The organism is Ursidibacter sp. B-7004-1 (assembly GCF_053654055.1).
Window position 1 is genome coordinate 45,041 of sequence record NZ_JBSIUP010000007.1, and the last position, 15,297, is coordinate 60,337.

The following is a 15,297-nucleotide window of genomic DNA, read 5'->3' on the forward strand; positions in this document are numbered from 1 at the left end:
AGGAAGAAAATATGTCGAGAAAAACAGAACTTTTATTTAGTAATCAATGGGACGTGCGTATTAGTGACCCAGGGTTAGAAGGGGCGATGAGCCACTATTTTGAAACAGTTTATTTAAAGTTAGAAGCTCATATTGAAAGTGAAAAGGTATCTTACGAATTTACTCGTACCGTTGAGAAAGAAGTACATACTCACTGTATTTTCCACGATGTTGATGAGTTATTCCGTTTTCTTGCTGAATATCTCGGCCCTGTGGCTTTGGGAAATATTGGAATTAAAATTGGTAAGCTAAGATTAGTATAAGTAGTGCCTAATAAAGAAAATGCACCCTTGCTATTGGTGCATTTTCATTACTTGCAACTAGTAATCCAGTGCTAATTTTCCTGCTGCTTCCACAACAACATCAATCGCTTTACTTTCAGTGCCTTTGATGGTTGATTCGTTTGGAATTTCTTGTTGAGTACGGTTTACAATTACGCCAGATACCATTCCTGAGCGTAAACCTAAAGCAGAACACATTGTAAATAGTGTGCCAGATTCCATTTCAAAATTCATCACATTCAATTCTTGCCATTGTTGTAATGAACCGCGGAAATGGCGGTAAATCTTACCACTAAACGTATCATAACGTTCTTGTCCTGGGTAGAATGTATCTGATGATGCGGTAATACCTACATAAGGTTCAATGCCTTGATTTTTTGCTGCTGCATAAAGCTCATTAGTACAACGGAAATCCGCAACTGCGGGATATTCCAATGGTGCAAAGTGGCGACTTGCTCCGTCTAAACGTACTGCTCCTGTTGTAACAAGCACATCACCTACATTGATATGAGGTTGAATTGCCCCTGTTGTGCCAATGCGTAGGAAGGTACGAACACCCAGTTGTGCTAATTCTTCCACACAAATCGACACTGATGGCCCACCGATACCTGTTGAGCAAACCACAATTGGTTGCCCGTTTACATAACCAAGCCAAGAGGTGTACTCACGAGTAGAAGCCAAAAATTCAGGGTTATCCATTTTTGTAGCAATTCGCTCACTACGAGCAGGATCGCCTGGAACAATAGCCACTTTCGCTCCTTTTAGCATTGCTTTTGTTAAACCTAAGTGAAAAACTTCTGACATACTTTTCTCCTTTCTAATAAGGTTAAATAACGGGAACATTCTACCAAGCAAGCGGTTACTTTCCCTAAATTTTTTGCAAATCTATTTGCAAAAATGTGAACAAGATCAAAGGGAAACGTTTGCCTAAGGTTTTATATCTCGCAAAATTGGGTTCTGCATTGAAATCAATGTTTCTGTGGATTGGATTTCATCAATTAGCTGGATTTTAGTTGCCAAAACTCGATGTAATTCTTCAATAGTATGGGTCATCACTTTAAGAAAAATAGAGTAATTACCCGTAGTGTAATAAGCTTCAACCACTTCATCAAATTGTTTTAATTTGGCAATAACAGCTTCATAATCTTTTGCACTTTTGAGAATAATACCGATAAAACAACATACATCGTAGCCAAGTTTACGTTCGTTGATCCGAATTTTTGTACCTTCAATAATACCTGCTTGACGCATTTTCTCGACACGAACATGAATAGTCCCAGCGCTTACCCCAAAATTTTTCGCCATTTCTGCATAAGGTGTGCGTGCATCTTGGGTTAATACTCGCAAAATTTGTTGATCAAGCTGATCGATTTGGATTGTTGAATGATGATTCGTATGCAAAATTTGCTCCTTTTTTAACTTTCATTAGAATTTATATAAAATATAGCATATATTTTTATGAATTATCTAACACAAAAGGTATTTTATTGGATTTGTATTGAATTATTTGATATTTGATTTAAATTACATTCATCAACTTTGAGAAATTCTTAAATAAAGGAAATTATATGAAAAAGTCATTTATCTTACAGCAACAAGAAATTAGCTTTGTAAAAAACACGTTTACCCAAAACTTAATTGAGCAACTAGATATTATTGAAGTGCAAGGACCGATTCTAAGTGAAGTGGGTAATGGTATGCAAGATAACTTATCGGGTATTGAAAAAGCAGTACAAGTTAATGTGAAATGTATTCCAAATGCGGTTTATGAAGTTGTTCACTCTCTTGCTAAGTGGAAACGCCACACGCTTGCTCGCTTTGGTTTCCAAGAAGGTGAAGGGTTATTTGTACATATGAAAGCGTTACGTCCAGATGAAGATTCACTGGATCCAACTCACTCTGTATTTGTCGATCAATGGGACTGGGAAAAGGTCATTCCTGAAGGTCGCCGCAACTTTGAATATCTCAAAGAGACTGTTCGCTCAATTTATAAAGCAATTCGTTTAACTGAGTTAGCGGTGGAAGCTCGTTTTGATATCCCTTCTATTTTGCCAAAACAGATTACTTTCGTGCATAGTGAAGATTTAGTACAACGTTATCCAAATATGACAGGCAAAGAACGTGAAAATGCGATTTGTAAAGAATTTGGAGCGGTATTTTTAATCGGAATTGGCGGTAAATTATCTGATGGAAAGGCTCACGATGGACGTGCTCCAGACTACGATGACTGGACAACAGAATCAGAAAATGGTTATAAAGGTTTAAATGGCGATATTTTAGTTTGGAATGAAGAACTTGGTACCGCATTTGAATTATCATCAATGGGTATTCGTGTAGATGAGAAGGCATTACGCTTACAAGTTGCACTAACAGGCGATGAAGCTCGTTTAGAAATGGATTGGCATAAAGATTTATTAGCTGGCCGTTTACCACTTTCAATTGGCGGTGGTATTGGTCAATCTCGCCTTGCTATGTTCTTACTTCGCAAAAAACATATCGGTGAAGTACAATCAAGCGTATGGCCAAAAGAGATGCTAGCGAAATTTGAGAATATTTTGTAGTGGAATTTTAATAAAAATGTAGAAGATTAGACTTGATCTGACAAATCATTATAAAAATACAACATCAGTTTTAGTTTTGAATACTGATGTTGTATTTTTTTATAATATCGAATCACCCTCCAAACGCCTCAATCAATTCCCCTGCTTTTTTCACCATTGCTGTTGAACCCACAAAGAACGGCACTCGTTGATGCAATTCAGTTGGTTTTATATCCAAAATCGTATTCACACCATCTGTTGCCATTCCACCCGCTTGTTCTGCTAAAAATGCCATTGGATTTCCTTCATAAAGCAAACGCAATTTGCCATTCGGGTGGCTTTTGGTTGTTGGGTAAATATAGATACCGCCTTTGAGTAAATTACGGTGAAAGTCTGACACTAAAGAGCCGATATAACGAGAAGAGTACGGACGACCTGTTGGTTTATCTTCTTCTTGGCAGAATTTAATAAATTTTTTCACGCCATCTGGAAATTTAAGGTATTGTCCTTCGTTAATTGAGTAATATTTACCCTCATAAGGCATTTTCATATTGGGGTGAGAAAGAATAAATAACCCTAAAGATGGATCATAAGTAAAGCCATTCACACCATTTCCTGTGGTATAAACCAACATTGTCGATGAACCATAGGTAACATAACCTGCGGCAACTTGTTTACGCCCAGGTTGAAGAAAATCTTCCATTGTTACAGGCGTACCAATAGGTGAAACACGTTTATAAATAGAGAAGATTGTACCAACAGAAACATTGACATCAATATTTGATGAGCCATCTAGCGGATCGGTCATTAAAATATATTTTGCATTACGCCCTCGTTCCGTATCAAAAGCAACAAAAGTATCATCTTCTTCAGAAGCAAAACCAGCCACATCACCACGAGCAATTAAGGCCTTTTTCATTGTTTCATTAGCAAACACATCTAACTTCATCTGCGTTTCGCCTTGAATGTTTTCATCACCCGATACCCCTAAAATATCTTGAGTTAGCCCTGCTCGGTTAATATCTCGATGAATAATTTTGGCAGACAAGCGAATAGATGAAAGAATACCACTTAATTCCCCCGTTGCACCTGGGTATTCTGCTTGTCTTTCTACAATAAATTCCCCTAACGTTTTCATTTTCATCTCCTATTAGCTATTCATAACGCTTTGTTTTATTATAGCGTTCATTAAACTTTGCTTTGGAAACAAAGTCTTATTTTGTGAGCTGAATCACACTTTTTCGTATTAAGGAATCCAATGAAACAACAACACGTCCACATTTTAGGGATTTGTGGCACATTTATGGGAGGCGTTGCGATTATCGCACGCGAATTAGGCTACAAAGTAACGGGGTCGGATACGAATGTATATCCGCCGATGAGTACTTTTTTAGAAAAAAGCGGTATTGAAATTATCCCGAATTATGATATTGCCCAGTTAGAACCCGCTCCTGATATGGTTATTATTGGTAATGCAATGAGTCGCGGTAACCCTTGTATCGAATATGTATTAAACAATCAATTAAATTTCACCTCTGGCCCACAATGGCTACACGATCATCTACTCAAAGATCGTTGGGTATTAGCCGTATCAGGCACACACGGTAAAACCACGACCACAGGAATGTTAGCCTGGATTTTAGAACAAGCGGGTATTGATACAGGTTTTTTAATTGGTGGCGTAGCAGGCAATTTTGGTATTTCTGCTCGTGCAGGTAGCAGCCGCTATTTTGTCATTGAAGCTGATGAATACGATTCTGCTTTCTTTGACAAACGCTCTAAGTTTGTACATTACAATCCAAAAACCTTAATTATCAACAATATTGATTTCGATCATGCAGATATTTTTGATGACTTAAAAGCTATTCAACGCCAATTCCACCACCTTGTACGAGCAATGCCACAGAACGGTTGTATTTTATCAGCCAAAGCTGATGATAATGTACAACAAACCTTAGCAATGGGGTATTACAGTGCCTTACAATTTATAGGTAAAGAGAATGAGTGGTATGCCGAAGCGATTGCACAAGATTGCTCACATTTTGCAGTCTATTATCAAGGACAAAAAGCGGGTGAAGTACAATGGGCAATTTTAGGCGAACATAATATGCATAATGGTTTAATGGCAATCGCGGCCGCACATCACGCAGGTGTAGAGATTGCTACTGCGTGCCAAGCTCTGGGTTCATTCATTAATGCCAATCGCCGTTTAGAAGTTAAAGGAACGGTGAATGGAGTAACTGTTTATGATGATTTTGCTCACCACCCAACTGCCATCAATGCCACCATCAACGCTTTGCGTAGTAAAGTTGGAACTGAACGTATTTTAGCCGTTCTTGAGCCTCGCTCAAATACAATGAAAATGGGAGTACATAAAGATGATATTGCTCCGTCATTACACAATGCAGATAGTGTCTTTGTTTATCAACCTGAGACAATTCCTTGGCAAGTTAGCGTTATTACTGAGGCATTAAATCAGCCAGCTTACCATTCATCTGATTTGGATCACTTAGTCGATGAAATCGTAAAACACGCTAAACCTACAGATCATATTTTAGTGATGAGTAATGGTGCTTTTGGCGGTATTCACCAGAAGCTGTTAGATAGATTGATGAAGTAAATTCACTTTTATATTCGTTCATCTAAGTAAATTATTTATCTAAATATTAAATTTAGAGCTTGTTATTGGCTACAAATTTTCTTATAATGTCGAAACGCTTTCACTGATGTATAGATAGCGTCACTTAGTGTAATCATTTACTAGGTGGTATTGCAGATATTGTAATACATAAAATGTTTCCGATTTGGAAACTATAACAAGGTATGACTGTGCCCCCTTAATGTAATTTATTAAGTTTGGTGGTTCGGTTTTTTTATTAGCTAAATTTTAATGGAGCTCTGGTCTAATGCAGAACCAAAGAATCCGTATCCGCTTAAAAGCGTTCGATCATCGTTTGATCGATCAATCAACTGCGGAGATCGTAGAAACAGCTAAACGTACTGGTGCACAAGTTCGTGGTCCAATTCCTTTACCAACGCGTAAAGAGCGTTTTACAGTATTGATTTCACCACACGTTAATAAAGATGCGCGTGACCAATATGAAATTCGTACTCACAAACGTTTAGTTGATATTGTTGAGCCAACAGAAAAAACTGTTGATGCATTAATGCGTTTAGATTTGGCTGCCGGCGTTGACGTGCAGATCAGCCTAGGTTAATTAAGAGGTTATTACAATGATTGGTTTAGTCGGTCGTAAAGTTGGTATGACCCGTATCTTCACAGAAGATGGCGTGTCAGTTCCAGTTACCGTAATCGAAATCGAAGCCAACCGTGTGACTCAAGTTAAAACTCTTGAAAACGATGGCTATACTGCAGTTCAAGTTACAACTGGTTCGAAAAAAGCGAATCGTGTAACTAAGCCTGAAGCAGGTCATTTCGTTAAAGCAGGTGTTGAAGCTGGTCGCGGTTTATGGGAATTTCGTACTGAAGGTGAAGAATTCACTTTAGGTCAAGAAATCAACGTAGACATCTTCACAGATGTTAAAAAAGTAGATGTTACTGGTACTTCTAAAGGTAAAGGTTTTGCTGGCGGTGTTAAACGCTGGAACTTCCGTACTCAAGATGCTACTCACGGTAACTCTTTATCACACCGTGTACTTGGTTCTATTGGTCAAAACCAAACTCCAGGTCGTGTGTTTAAAGGTAAAAAAATGGCTGGACACTTAGGTGCAGAGCGTGTAACCGTTCAATCACTTGAAGTTGTTCGTGTAGATGCTGAGCGTAAATTATTATTAGTTAAAGGTTCTGTGCCTGGTGCAACTAATAGTGATGTTATCGTAAAACCAGCTGTTAAAGCATAAGTCTAGGAGATAGAGATGGAATTACAAGTTGTAGGTGCAAACGCACTAACTGTTTCTGAAACTACCTTCGGACGTGAGTTTAACGAAGCGTTAATCCACCAAGTAGTTGTTGCGTATGCAGCAGGTGCTCGTCAAGGAAGTCGTGCTCAAAAAACTCGTGCTGAAGTGTCTGGTTCAGGTAAAAAACCTTGGCGTCAAAAAGGTACTGGTCGTGCTCGTTCAGGTGATGTTAAATCACCAATCTGGCGTTCTGGTGGTGTAACTTTCGCAGCTAAACCACAAGATCACAGCCAAAAAGTGAACAAGAAAATGTACCGTGGTGCAATCAAAAGCATTCTTTCTGAGCTTGTTCGTCAAGATCGTTTAGTTGTTGTTGATAAATTTGAAATTGATGCACCAAAAACTAAAGTTTTAGTACAAAAATTAAAAGATATGGCGTTAACTGACGCACTTATCATTACTGCGAGCTTAGATGAAAATCTATTCTTAGCAGCACGTAACTTATACAAAGTAGATGTACGTGATGTTCAAGGAATTGATCCAGTAAGTTTAATCGCTTTCGATAAAGTGGTTGTTACTGTAGATGCAGTAAAACAAATTGAGGAGATGTTAGCATGATTCAACAAGAACGTTTGCTAAAAGTGCTTAAAGCACCTCATATCTCTGAGAAAGCAACAAATAACGCAGAAAAAGGCAATACTATCGTTTTCAAAGTCGCTTTAGATGCAAATAAAGTAGAAATTGCAAATGCGGTAGAGCAACTTTTCGAAGTTAAAGTAGATTCTGTTCGTACAGTGGTTGTTAAAGGTAAAACTAAACGTCACGGTGCTAAATCAGGTCGTCGTAGTGATTGGAAAAAAGCGTACGTGACACTTCAAGAAGGTCAATCTCTTGACTTCGTTGAAGGTGCGGCAGAGTAATTCGGAGGAATAGAAAACTATGGCTATCGTTAAATGTAAGCCGACCTCCGCTGGTCGTCGTCATGTAGTTAAAGTTGTTAATCCAGAGCTTCACAAAGGTAAACCTTTTGCAGCACTTTTAGATACTAAATCTAGAACTGGTGGTCGTAACAACTTAGGTCGTATTACTACTCGTCACATCGGTGGCGGTCATAAACAACACTATCGTTTAATTGATTTCAAACGTAACAAATTAGACATTCCAGCTGTTGTTGAGCGTTTAGAATACGATCCAAATCGTTCTGCAAACATTGCATTAGTACTTTATAAAGATGGTGAGCGTCGCTACATTCTTGCACCAAAAGGTTTATCTGTTGGTGATCAAATTCAAGCAGGTGCTTCATCTCCAATTAAAGTAGGTAACTCATTACCAATGCGCAATATCCCAGTTGGTTCAACAATTCATAACGTTGAATTAAAACCAGGTAAAGGCGGTCAAATCGCTCGTTCTGCTGGTGCATATGTGCAAATTATTGCTCGTGAAGGTAACTATGTAACTTTACGTCTTCGCTCAGGCGAAATGCGTAAAGTATTAGCTGAGTGTTCTGCAACCATTGGTGAAGTAGGTAACTCAGAGCATATGCTTCGCGTTCTTGGTAAAGCAGGTGCAAACCGTTGGAGAGGTATTCGTCCAACTGTTCGTGGTACTGCGATGAACCCAGTTGACCACCCACACGGTGGTGGTGAAGGTCGTAACTTCGGTAAACACCCTGTTACACCTTGGGGCGTTCAAACCAAAGGTAAGAAAACTCGCCATAACAAACGTACTGATAAATTCATCGTACGTCGTCGTGGTAAATAATTTTATTCATTAAAAAGAGGTAAGCCATGCCACGTTCTCTCAAGAAAGGTCCTTTCCTTGACCTACACTTGTTGAAGAAGGTAGAGAAGGCGGTGGAAAGCGGGGATAAAAAACCAATCAAAACTTGGTCCCGTCGTTCAATGATCATTCCATCAATGATCGGATTGACCATCGCAGTCCATAATGGTCGTCAGCATGTTCCAGTTTATGTTTCTGATGAAATGATCGGTCATAAATTAGGTGAATTTGCACCGACTCGTACATACCGCGGTCACGCCGCAGATAAGAAAGCTAAGAAATAAGAGGTAAAAGATGGAAACTATTGCAAAACATCGTTACGCTCGTACTTCTGCACAAAAGGCTCGCTTAGTTGCTGACTTAATTCGCGGTAAAAAAGTTGCGCAAGCATTAGAAATCTTAACTTTTACAAACAAAAAAGCAGCAGCTTTAGTTAAGAAAGTTTTAGAGTCAGCTATTGCAAACGCAGAGCACAATGACGGTGCAGATGTCGATGATCTTAAAGTTGCGAAGATTTTCGTTGATGAAGGTCCAAGCATGAAACGTGTAATGCCACGTGCTAAAGGTCGCGCAGATCGTATTTTAAAACGTACAAGCCACATCACAGTGGTTGTGTCAGATCGTTAATCAGTAGGAGAATAACAAATGGGTCAAAAAGTACATCCACATGGTATTCGCCTTGGTATTGTTAAGCCTTGGAGCTCTACTTGGTTCGCGAATACACAAGATTTCGCTGACAATTTAGAAGGCGATTTCAAAGTACGTCAATTTTTAAACAAAGAGTTAGCGAGTGCTTCTGTTTCGCGCATCACTATTGAGCGTCCAGCAAAAAGTATTCGTGTAACTATTCACACAGCTCGTCCAGGTATCGTAATTGGTAAAAAAGGCGAAGATGTTGAAAAATTAAGAAACGCAGTATCTAAAATTGCTGGTGTTCCTGCTCAAATCAACATTGCTGAAGTGAAAAAACCAGAGCTAGATGCAAAATTAGTTGCAGATAGCATCGCGTCTCAACTTGAGCGTCGTGTAATGTTCCGTCGCGCAATGAAACGTGCAGTACAAAACGCAATGCGTTTAGGTGCTAAAGGTATCAAAGTTGAAGTTAGCGGTCGTTTAGGTGGTGCAGAAATCGCACGTTCAGAATGGTATCGTGAAGGTCGTGTACCTCTACATACTCTTCGTGCTGACATCGATTATAACACTGCAGAAGCACACACTACATACGGTGTAATCGGTATTAAAGTGTGGATCTTCAAAGGTGAAATTCTTGGTGGTATGGCTGCAGTGATTGAATCTGAGAAAGAACCAGCGGCACAGCCTAAAAAGGCGCCACGTGGCAAAGGTCGTAAATAAGGAGATCACTGAATGTTACAACCAAAACGTACAAAATTCCGTAAAGTTCACAAAGGTCGTAACCGCGGTTTAGCTGGCGGTACAGAAGTGAGCTTCGGTTCATTCGGTTTAAAAGCGGTTGGTCGTGGCCGTTTAACTGCGCGTCAAATTGAAGCTGCTCGTCGTGCGATGAGCCGTGCGGTAAAACGTCAAGGTAAAATCTGGATTCGTGTATTCCCAGACAAACCAATCACAGAAAAACCATTAGAAGTCCGTATGGGTAAAGGTAAAGGTAACGTTGAGTACTGGGTAGCCTTAATCCAACCGGGTAAAGTTCTCTATGAAATGGATGGTGTTTCAGAAGAAGTTGCACGCAATGCATTTGCATTAGCAGCAGCTAAACTTCCGTTTAAAACCACATTTGTAACTAAGACGGTGATGTAATGAAAGCTCAAGAATTACGTGCAAAAAGTATTGAAGAGCTGAATGGTGAATTAGTAAACCTTTTAGGTGAACAGTTCAAGTTGCGTATGCAAGCAGCCACCGGTCAGCTTCAACAAACCCATCAGTTAAAACAAGTGCGTCGTAGTATTGCACAAGTAAAAACTGTATTAACCGAGAAGGCGGGTGAGTAATGACTGATAAAATTCGTACAGTACAAGGTAAAGTAGTTAGCGACAAAATGGAAAAATCTTTCGTAGTTGCTATCGAACGTACAGTTAAACACCCAATCTATGGTAAGTTTATCCGTCGTACTACTAAACTTCATGTACACGATGAAAATAACGAAGCTAAATTAGGTGATGTTGTTGAAATTAAGGAATGTCGTCCTGTTTCAAAAACTAAATCTTGGACTTTAGTTCGTGTAGTTGAAAAAGCAATCGTTGCTTAATTAACTCAGTTCAAATAAGAAATCCCTAGCAGAAATGTTAGGGATTTTTTTGTAAAATTTTCCTAAAATCTCACCGCTTATTTTTCAAAGTTATATCTCATTTAGGGCTAGCTATAGCAATTGTCAGCGATTTTTATTTTTCCTATCATTTTTAATGTCTTTTATCCTTTGGCTATCTTAGCGGTCTTTAAATTTTCAAAGGAGTATACTCCTTTTACTTGTTATTGACATAACAAGTAAAAGTATTTTGGTGAATAATCTAATGGAAACTACTTGATAAATAATATTACTTAGGAGAATAAATGAAATCACTCAACTCTATGAAATTTTCTTTACTTGCTGTTAGTTCAATTATTCTAGGTGTATTTGGCAGCTCTGCTAATGCATATCAAAGGCTTAGTAAAGACGCAGAATTGCTTCCTTATTTGCATTCTATTGCAGAAGTACATATAGCTCCTTATCTTTCTCGTGATTTAGAAAAGGATGTCAAGATAACTATGGATCGTTATGAAACACAAATGGCTAAATTGGACTTAGATATTCCAAATGCAGTTTGTGAGGACTATATTTTAGTTTGGGGACTTTTAGATAAGGCTTTAGGGATTGAGTTTCTCGTGGATATTCTTGAAAAAGACAAAAATTTAACAATGGAAAAATTAGAAGAGCCTATGTCAGTTTTAAAATTATTTCAAGCTGCTCAAATGGCAATAATAGCAGGAATATCACCTAAAATAATGGCTTGTAACCATAATAGTGTAGTTGATCCTAAAGATTCTCGACCTATTAAAATACAAAAACACCTTATGGAGAATGTGACACCTAGATTTGAAAAACTCAATAAGGAAGGCCGGTTTAATAAGAAAGTTAGCGAGTAGTATTATTTGCATTGCATAAGAAGTCATTATTTTATTTAGATTTGTAAAGTTAAGGAATTAAATTTCATGGTTCAATTAGAAAATTCATTAAGAAATTATATATCTTTGATTTTGGATATATTTTCTTATCTTAATGTTCCTTCTATGTATGTAGAAGAGGTTAAAGCATATTTATTAACCCCTAATATGCCTTATATTGTTGTGGGTGTCGCATTGAGCTATGTTATTATTTGCGGTGTAGTTAATGTGAACTCTGAAAAAAGAGCATTCTTTTTTAATAGTTTGGATATGTTAATTACTTTAATGGTAGTTATTATTCCCATTGTGACTAATATTTTAAATGATAAAAAATATATCAGTGCAGATGTTCAGTTTTGGTTAAATATTTTATTACTCACGATATTATTTTTGTTAATGTGGGTCATAACCTATAGAGCTAATGGAGGAGAGTTTTTTTCTACATTTTTTATGTTTTTAGGAAAAATATTGTTCATATTTGTTCTAGGTGTCATTTTAATTGTCGGTATATTAGTAACGATGTTGGCTATTGCTCTCGCAACGGTGATGAAAAGAGAAAAATATCAGCGTAGAGAAACACATAAAAGAAATCAAGTTAGAACGGCTATTGCACCCGTGGGCGGTACAATATTTGTCATTTGTGGCCTAATGAGATTTTGTATTAAGTATCCAGGTTTTTCGATGCCAGCAAAAGTAGTAAAACAGGTGAAAAATGATGTTTTGGTTAATGATGAGGAAGAGTCAAATGTTTAATTTTGGGGAACAGATTAGAGTACAAAAAATCAGAGGTACTATATGAAAACCATTTCCAGCGAAAAAAATCTTCCTAAACCAAGTGTCGTGGAAGTAGAAAAATATCTTAACTACTGGAAAACACTTGAAAATTATACTGCCCAAGAGGAAGCGTTAAATAAACTTTTTGGTCAGCTTATGCCTAAAAATGAGCTGTTAAGCGATGTTTTATTAAAAGCATCAACGCTAAATGACTTTTATAGCACCAACATTTTTTCTGTGTATTCGGTGGCAAAACATATTCATTCATTAAAGATTGATGAACGTCTAGCAAAGGGAGATGTTACTTTAGTGGGTGACATACAGAGAGTGAGCATAAATAACAAAGAGAAAAATTTTTATTCTTTTGCCACTAAATATTGTAGTCATCATAACCCAAAAGCATTCCCTATTTATGATAGCTATGTTGATAAAATCCTTTGTTTTTTTAATAAAGAATATAAATTTTCATCTTTTAAAAGAGTAGAATTGAGGAATTATGAAACCTTTAAAAGCGTATTATTAGCTTTTCAAAAACATTTTGGCTTAGAAAAATTTGACCTAAAACAGATTGATTGTTATCTATGGTTGCAAGGAAAAGAGTTGTTTAAAAAATCATAATTTACCCTTTTAAACAATAAGTAAAGTAGTAAATATATCTTGAAAACTGACCGCTTGTCGTAATACAAGTGGTGACTTCTCGGTGTAATGGGCAAACCAATCACAGAAAAATCTTTAGAAGTCCGTATGGGTCAAGGTAACGTTGAGTACTGGGTAGCTTTAATCCAACTGGGCGCACGATGAAAATAACGAAGTTAAATTAGATGATGTTGTTGAAATTAATGTGTAGAAGATCAAACCTAATCTGACAGTCCCCGTTTAAAATTACCGTGTCTGTCAGATTAGGTTTGATCTTCTACAAATAAGTTGAATGATTTTGATGTTGTGCTTGAATGTGTAATGGGTAAATCAGTAACAATTTTATCCATTACACCTTTATATCAATAAAGCTAAATAAACTTCTGTATTATTGGGAGTTAAATAATATCAAGTAATTCCACTTCGAAAACTAAAGTACTAAACGGTGGAATTGATGCACCTGCACCACGTTCACCGTAAGCAAGGTTATGTGGAATAGTTAAACGCCATTTTGAACCAACAGGCATCATTGTTAATGCTTCTGTCCAACCTGCAATTACACCGCTTACAGGAAATTCTGCTGGTGTGCCACGTTTAACTGAGCTATCAAATACTGTACCGTCAATTAAAGAACCTGTGTAGTGTACGCGTACCTTGTCTGCTTTGGTTGGTACTTTTCCTGTTCCTTCAGAAAGTACTTCATACTGTAAACCACTTGCGGTTTCTTTCACTGATGCGTGCTTTTTATTCTCTTCTAAGAATGCTTTTCCTTCTACTTCTAACGCTTTGAATGCTTCTGCTTGTGCTGCTTCTGCACGTTGTGAAAGTTCTTGGAGTGCTTGGCTCACTTCGTTTAGTTCTAATGCCGGTGGATTTTGATTTAATACATCAAAAATTCCTTTTACAACCGCTTCAGGTTCAACATCTAAGCCACTGCTTAAAAGTTGCTGACCGATTTGTAAACCAATACCATAACCACCTTTTGCTTCCACACTTTCTAATGCGACTGAATCTAAATTTAAAGACATAATGTTTCCTTATTGTTTGAATGAGTGCCTAATATGGCGATCAATAATTGAAATACAAGAGTAAGCGGTGAGATTTTCCAAAAAATTTGCAAATTTAAGGTATAATCCCACCGCTTATTTTTAATCGAAAAGGAATGAACTAATGCAAAATCCAAAAGATGATGTACTTTATGCTCCTGTTGAATGGCAAGATTGTAGTACAGGTTATACCGATATTCTTTACCATAAATCCACAGATGGAATTGCTAAAATTACCATTAACCGCCCTGAAGTGCGTAATGCTTTTCGCCCACAAACTGTTAAAGAGATGATCCAAGCGTTTTCTGATGCTCGTTTTGATGAAAAAATTGGGGTTATTGTGCTAACAGGGCAAGGCGAGAAAGCGTTCTGTTCAGGCGGCGACCAAAAAGTGCGTGGCGACTACGGTGGTTATAAAGATGAAAGCGGTGTGCATCACTTAAATGTACTAGACTTCCAGCGTGATATTCGTAGCTGCCCGAAACCTGTGGTCGCAATGGTAGCAGGTTATGCAATTGGTGGTGGACACGTTTTACATATGTTATGCGATTTAACGATTGCTGCTGAAAATGCGATCTTTGGTCAAACAGGCCCGAAAGTTGGTTCATTTGATGGCGGTTGGGGTGCAAGTTATATGGCTCGTATCGTTGGACAGAAAAAAGCACGTGAAATTTGGTTCTTATGTCGCCAATATGATGCAAAAGAAGCCTTAGAGATGGGATTAGTCAATACCGTTGTGCCTTACGCTGATCTGGAAAAAGAGACAGTACGTTGGTGTCGTGAGATGTTGCGTAATAGCCCAATTGCCTTACGTTGTTTAAAAGCGGCTTTAAATGCAGATTGTGATGGTCAGGCTGGCTTACAAGAATTAGCAGGTAACGCAACAATGCTATTCTATATGACTGAAGAAGGACAAGAAGGTCGTAACGCATTTAACGAAAAACGTGCACCTGATTTTAGCAAGTTTAAACGTAATCCATAATAAGGAAGGAGAATAGCTAAAATCCGACCTTATATAGCACAAAATAGTTGTTAAAAAGTGCGTTGGGGCATTATAGTAAACGCTTAAACGTACTTTTTCAAAAATCAAAATAATGTGAAAAATAATTCTCAACATTATAAATGTAATTGCTGTTAAAACATTTTTCTTTTAACGTAAAATAAGACCCACGATATTTGGTTTTATCTTCTACAGTTTTTATGTCAATAGTATTTAACTTATAT

The 15,297-nt window shown here is 37.6% G+C and carries 22 protein-coding genes and 1 pseudogene; 19 read left to right on the plus strand and 4 right to left on the minus strand.

Translation table 11 applies throughout. The features are described 5' to 3' along the window. Positions 1–11 precede the first annotated feature (11 nt). On the plus strand, positions 12–302 hold the full coding sequence (locus ACWIW0_RS03615; RefSeq protein ID WP_454452240.1) for a DUF5377 family protein: 291 nt from the start codon (positions 12–14) through the stop codon (positions 300–302). Positions 303–359: 57 nt separating this feature from the next. On the opposite strand, the gene udp is transcribed toward ACWIW0_RS03615, so the two are convergent. Together udp and asnC are read right to left on the minus strand one after the other, a co-directional pair. Then, complete coding sequence (gene udp / locus ACWIW0_RS03620; protein ID WP_454446178.1) at positions 360–1,124, minus strand: uridine phosphorylase; 765 nt, start codon at positions 1,122–1,124, stop codon at positions 360–362. A gap of 123 nt (positions 1,125–1,247) precedes the next feature. After that, positions 1,248–1,721, minus strand: a complete 474-nt coding sequence (gene asnC, locus ACWIW0_RS03625; protein WP_454446177.1) for a transcriptional regulator AsnC — start codon at positions 1,719–1,721, stop codon at positions 1,248–1,250. A gap of 167 nt (positions 1,722–1,888) precedes the next feature. On the opposite strand from asnC, the gene asnA reads away from it, so the two are divergent. Next, complete coding sequence (asnA, locus tag ACWIW0_RS03630; protein WP_454452241.1) at positions 1,889–2,881, plus strand: aspartate--ammonia ligase; 993 nt, start codon at positions 1,889–1,891, stop codon at positions 2,879–2,881. Between the two features lie 112 nt (positions 2,882–2,993). On the opposite strand, the gene fbp is transcribed toward asnA, so the two are convergent. Then, complete coding sequence (fbp, locus tag ACWIW0_RS03635; protein WP_454452242.1) at positions 2,994–3,998, minus strand: class 1 fructose-bisphosphatase; 1,005 nt, start codon at positions 3,996–3,998, stop codon at positions 2,994–2,996. 120 nt (positions 3,999–4,118) lie between these two features. Between fbp and mpl the strand changes: the two genes are divergently transcribed. From mpl to rplP (ACWIW0_RS03715), 16 genes and pseudogenes are all read left to right on the plus strand, one after another. Further along, complete coding sequence (gene mpl, locus ACWIW0_RS03640; RefSeq protein WP_454452243.1) at positions 4,119–5,480, plus strand: UDP-N-acetylmuramate:L-alanyl-gamma-D-glutamyl-meso-diaminopimelate ligase; 1,362 nt, start codon at positions 4,119–4,121, stop codon at positions 5,478–5,480. 286 nt (positions 5,481–5,766) lie between these two features. Beyond that, positions 5,767–6,078, plus strand: coding sequence for a 30S ribosomal protein S10 (gene rpsJ / locus ACWIW0_RS03645; RefSeq protein ID WP_001181005.1), 312 nt, complete (start codon positions 5,767–5,769; stop codon positions 6,076–6,078). 16 nt (positions 6,079–6,094) lie between these two features. Then, the gene (rplC, locus tag ACWIW0_RS03650; protein WP_157394305.1) at positions 6,095–6,721 is read left to right on the plus strand and encodes a 50S ribosomal protein L3; all 627 of its coding nucleotides are present in this window, start codon (positions 6,095–6,097) and stop codon (positions 6,719–6,721) included. Positions 6,722–6,736: 15 nt separating this feature from the next. After that, on the plus strand, positions 6,737–7,339 hold the full coding sequence (gene rplD, locus ACWIW0_RS03655) for a 50S ribosomal protein L4 (RefSeq protein ID WP_157394306.1): 603 nt from the start codon (positions 6,737–6,739) through the stop codon (positions 7,337–7,339). Beyond that, complete coding sequence (rplW, locus tag ACWIW0_RS03660; RefSeq protein WP_005599290.1) at positions 7,336–7,641, plus strand: 50S ribosomal protein L23; 306 nt, start codon at positions 7,336–7,338, stop codon at positions 7,639–7,641. Before rplD ends, rplW begins: the two co-directional genes overlap by 4 nt. 19 nt (positions 7,642–7,660) lie before the next feature. Further along, the gene (gene rplB, locus ACWIW0_RS03665) at positions 7,661–8,482 is read left to right on the plus strand and encodes a 50S ribosomal protein L2 (protein WP_157394307.1); all 822 of its coding nucleotides are present in this window, start codon (positions 7,661–7,663) and stop codon (positions 8,480–8,482) included. A gap of 26 nt (positions 8,483–8,508) precedes the next feature. Then, the gene (rpsS, locus tag ACWIW0_RS03670; RefSeq protein ID WP_005539416.1) at positions 8,509–8,784 is read left to right on the plus strand and encodes a 30S ribosomal protein S19; all 276 of its coding nucleotides are present in this window, start codon (positions 8,509–8,511) and stop codon (positions 8,782–8,784) included. Positions 8,785–8,794: 10 nt separating this feature from the next. After that, entirely contained in the window at positions 8,795–9,127 is a 333-nt protein-coding gene (rplV, locus tag ACWIW0_RS03675; protein WP_005599292.1) for a 50S ribosomal protein L22, read from the plus strand. An 18-nt stretch (positions 9,128–9,145) separates the two neighbouring features. Further along, positions 9,146–9,853 (plus strand): 30S ribosomal protein S3, encoded by a 708-nt coding sequence (gene rpsC, locus ACWIW0_RS03680; RefSeq protein WP_157394308.1) that lies wholly within the window; start codon positions 9,146–9,148, stop codon positions 9,851–9,853. A 12-nt stretch (positions 9,854–9,865) separates the two neighbouring features. Beyond that, positions 9,866–10,276 carry a 50S ribosomal protein L16 gene (gene rplP, locus ACWIW0_RS03685; protein WP_157394309.1) on the plus strand — a complete coding sequence of 137 codons (411 nt, stop codon included), beginning with the start codon at positions 9,866–9,868 and terminating at the stop codon, positions 10,274–10,276. Then, positions 10,276–10,467: a 50S ribosomal protein L29 gene (gene rpmC / locus ACWIW0_RS03690; RefSeq protein WP_157394310.1), complete on the plus strand. Its 192-nt coding sequence runs from the start codon at positions 10,276–10,278 to the stop codon at positions 10,465–10,467. Before rplP (ACWIW0_RS03685) ends, rpmC begins: the two co-directional genes overlap by 1 nt. After that, entirely contained in the window at positions 10,467–10,724 is a 258-nt protein-coding gene (gene rpsQ, locus ACWIW0_RS03695; RefSeq protein WP_157394311.1) for a 30S ribosomal protein S17, read from the plus strand. The genes rpmC and rpsQ overlap by 1 nt, the downstream gene beginning before the upstream one ends. Before the next feature lie 302 nt (positions 10,725–11,026). Continuing rightward, positions 11,027–11,599 (plus strand): hypothetical protein, encoded by a 573-nt coding sequence (locus tag ACWIW0_RS03700; protein WP_454452244.1) that lies wholly within the window; start codon positions 11,027–11,029, stop codon positions 11,597–11,599. 66 nt (positions 11,600–11,665) lie between these two features. After that, positions 11,666–12,370 (plus strand): hypothetical protein, encoded by a 705-nt coding sequence (locus ACWIW0_RS03705; protein WP_454452245.1) that lies wholly within the window; start codon positions 11,666–11,668, stop codon positions 12,368–12,370. A gap of 42 nt (positions 12,371–12,412) precedes the next feature. Beyond that, positions 12,413–13,009: a hypothetical protein gene (locus ACWIW0_RS03710; RefSeq protein ID WP_454452246.1), complete on the plus strand. Its 597-nt coding sequence runs from the start codon at positions 12,413–12,415 to the stop codon at positions 13,007–13,009. A 93-nt stretch (positions 13,010–13,102) separates the two neighbouring features. Next, positions 13,103–13,183: pseudogene (gene rplP / locus ACWIW0_RS03715) on the plus strand (50S ribosomal protein L16); the annotation flags it as partial. A 242-nt stretch (positions 13,184–13,425) separates the two neighbouring features. Here rplP (ACWIW0_RS03715) and ACWIW0_RS03720 read toward each other — a convergent pair. Beyond that, positions 13,426–14,055, minus strand: coding sequence for an FKBP-type peptidyl-prolyl cis-trans isomerase (locus ACWIW0_RS03720; protein ID WP_454452247.1), 630 nt, complete (start codon positions 14,053–14,055; stop codon positions 13,426–13,428). 142 nt (positions 14,056–14,197) lie between these two features. Between ACWIW0_RS03720 and menB the strand changes: the two genes are divergently transcribed. Next, a complete protein-coding gene (menB, locus tag ACWIW0_RS03725) occupies positions 14,198–15,055 on the plus strand; it encodes a 1,4-dihydroxy-2-naphthoyl-CoA synthase (RefSeq protein WP_157395581.1) in 858 nt (285 codons plus the stop codon). The last annotated feature ends 242 nt before the right edge of the window (positions 15,056–15,297 follow it).

Bases quoted from the DNA above. Each gene is read 5' to 3' on its own strand.
- rpsC (WP_157394308.1), top strand. From the start codon at position 9,146: ATGGGTCAAAAAGTACATCCACATGGTATTCGCCTTGGTATTGTTAAG.
- rplC (WP_157394305.1), top strand. From the start codon at position 6,095: ATGATTGGTTTAGTCGGTCGTAAAGTTGGTATGACCCGTATCTTCACA.
- ACWIW0_RS03705 (WP_454452245.1), top strand. From the start codon at position 11,666: ATGGTTCAATTAGAAAATTCATTAAGAAATTATATATCTTTGATTTTG.
- rplW (WP_005599290.1), top strand. From the start codon at position 7,336: ATGATTCAACAAGAACGTTTGCTAAAAGTGCTTAAAGCACCTCATATC.
- rpsQ (WP_157394311.1), top strand. From the start codon at position 10,467: ATGACTGATAAAATTCGTACAGTACAAGGTAAAGTAGTTAGCGACAAA.
- asnA (WP_454452241.1), top strand. From the start codon at position 1,889: ATGAAAAAGTCATTTATCTTACAGCAACAAGAAATTAGCTTTGTAAAA.
- fbp (WP_454452242.1), bottom strand. From the start codon at position 3,998: ATGAAAACGTTAGGGGAATTTATTGTAGAAAGACAAGCAGAATACCCA.
- rpsJ (WP_001181005.1), top strand. From the start codon at position 5,767: ATGCAGAACCAAAGAATCCGTATCCGCTTAAAAGCGTTCGATCATCGT.
- rplV (WP_005599292.1), top strand. From the start codon at position 8,795: ATGGAAACTATTGCAAAACATCGTTACGCTCGTACTTCTGCACAAAAG.
- rplP (WP_157394309.1), top strand. From the start codon at position 9,866: ATGTTACAACCAAAACGTACAAAATTCCGTAAAGTTCACAAAGGTCGT.
- ACWIW0_RS03720 (WP_454452247.1), bottom strand. From the start codon at position 14,055: ATGTCTTTAAATTTAGATTCAGTCGCATTAGAAAGTGTGGAAGCAAAA.
- menB (WP_157395581.1), top strand. From the start codon at position 14,198: ATGCAAAATCCAAAAGATGATGTACTTTATGCTCCTGTTGAATGGCAA.
- ACWIW0_RS03700 (WP_454452244.1), top strand. From the start codon at position 11,027: ATGAAATCACTCAACTCTATGAAATTTTCTTTACTTGCTGTTAGTTCA.
- mpl (WP_454452243.1), top strand. From the start codon at position 4,119: ATGAAACAACAACACGTCCACATTTTAGGGATTTGTGGCACATTTATG.
- ACWIW0_RS03710 (WP_454452246.1), top strand. From the start codon at position 12,413: ATGAAAACCATTTCCAGCGAAAAAAATCTTCCTAAACCAAGTGTCGTG.
- ACWIW0_RS03615 (WP_454452240.1), top strand. From the start codon at position 12: ATGTCGAGAAAAACAGAACTTTTATTTAGTAATCAATGGGACGTGCGT.
- rplB (WP_157394307.1), top strand. From the start codon at position 7,661: ATGGCTATCGTTAAATGTAAGCCGACCTCCGCTGGTCGTCGTCATGTA.
- rplD (WP_157394306.1), top strand. From the start codon at position 6,737: ATGGAATTACAAGTTGTAGGTGCAAACGCACTAACTGTTTCTGAAACT.
- rpmC (WP_157394310.1), top strand. From the start codon at position 10,276: ATGAAAGCTCAAGAATTACGTGCAAAAAGTATTGAAGAGCTGAATGGT.
- udp (WP_454446178.1), bottom strand. From the start codon at position 1,124: ATGTCAGAAGTTTTTCACTTAGGTTTAACAAAAGCAATGCTAAAAGGA.
- rpsS (WP_005539416.1), top strand. From the start codon at position 8,509: ATGCCACGTTCTCTCAAGAAAGGTCCTTTCCTTGACCTACACTTGTTG.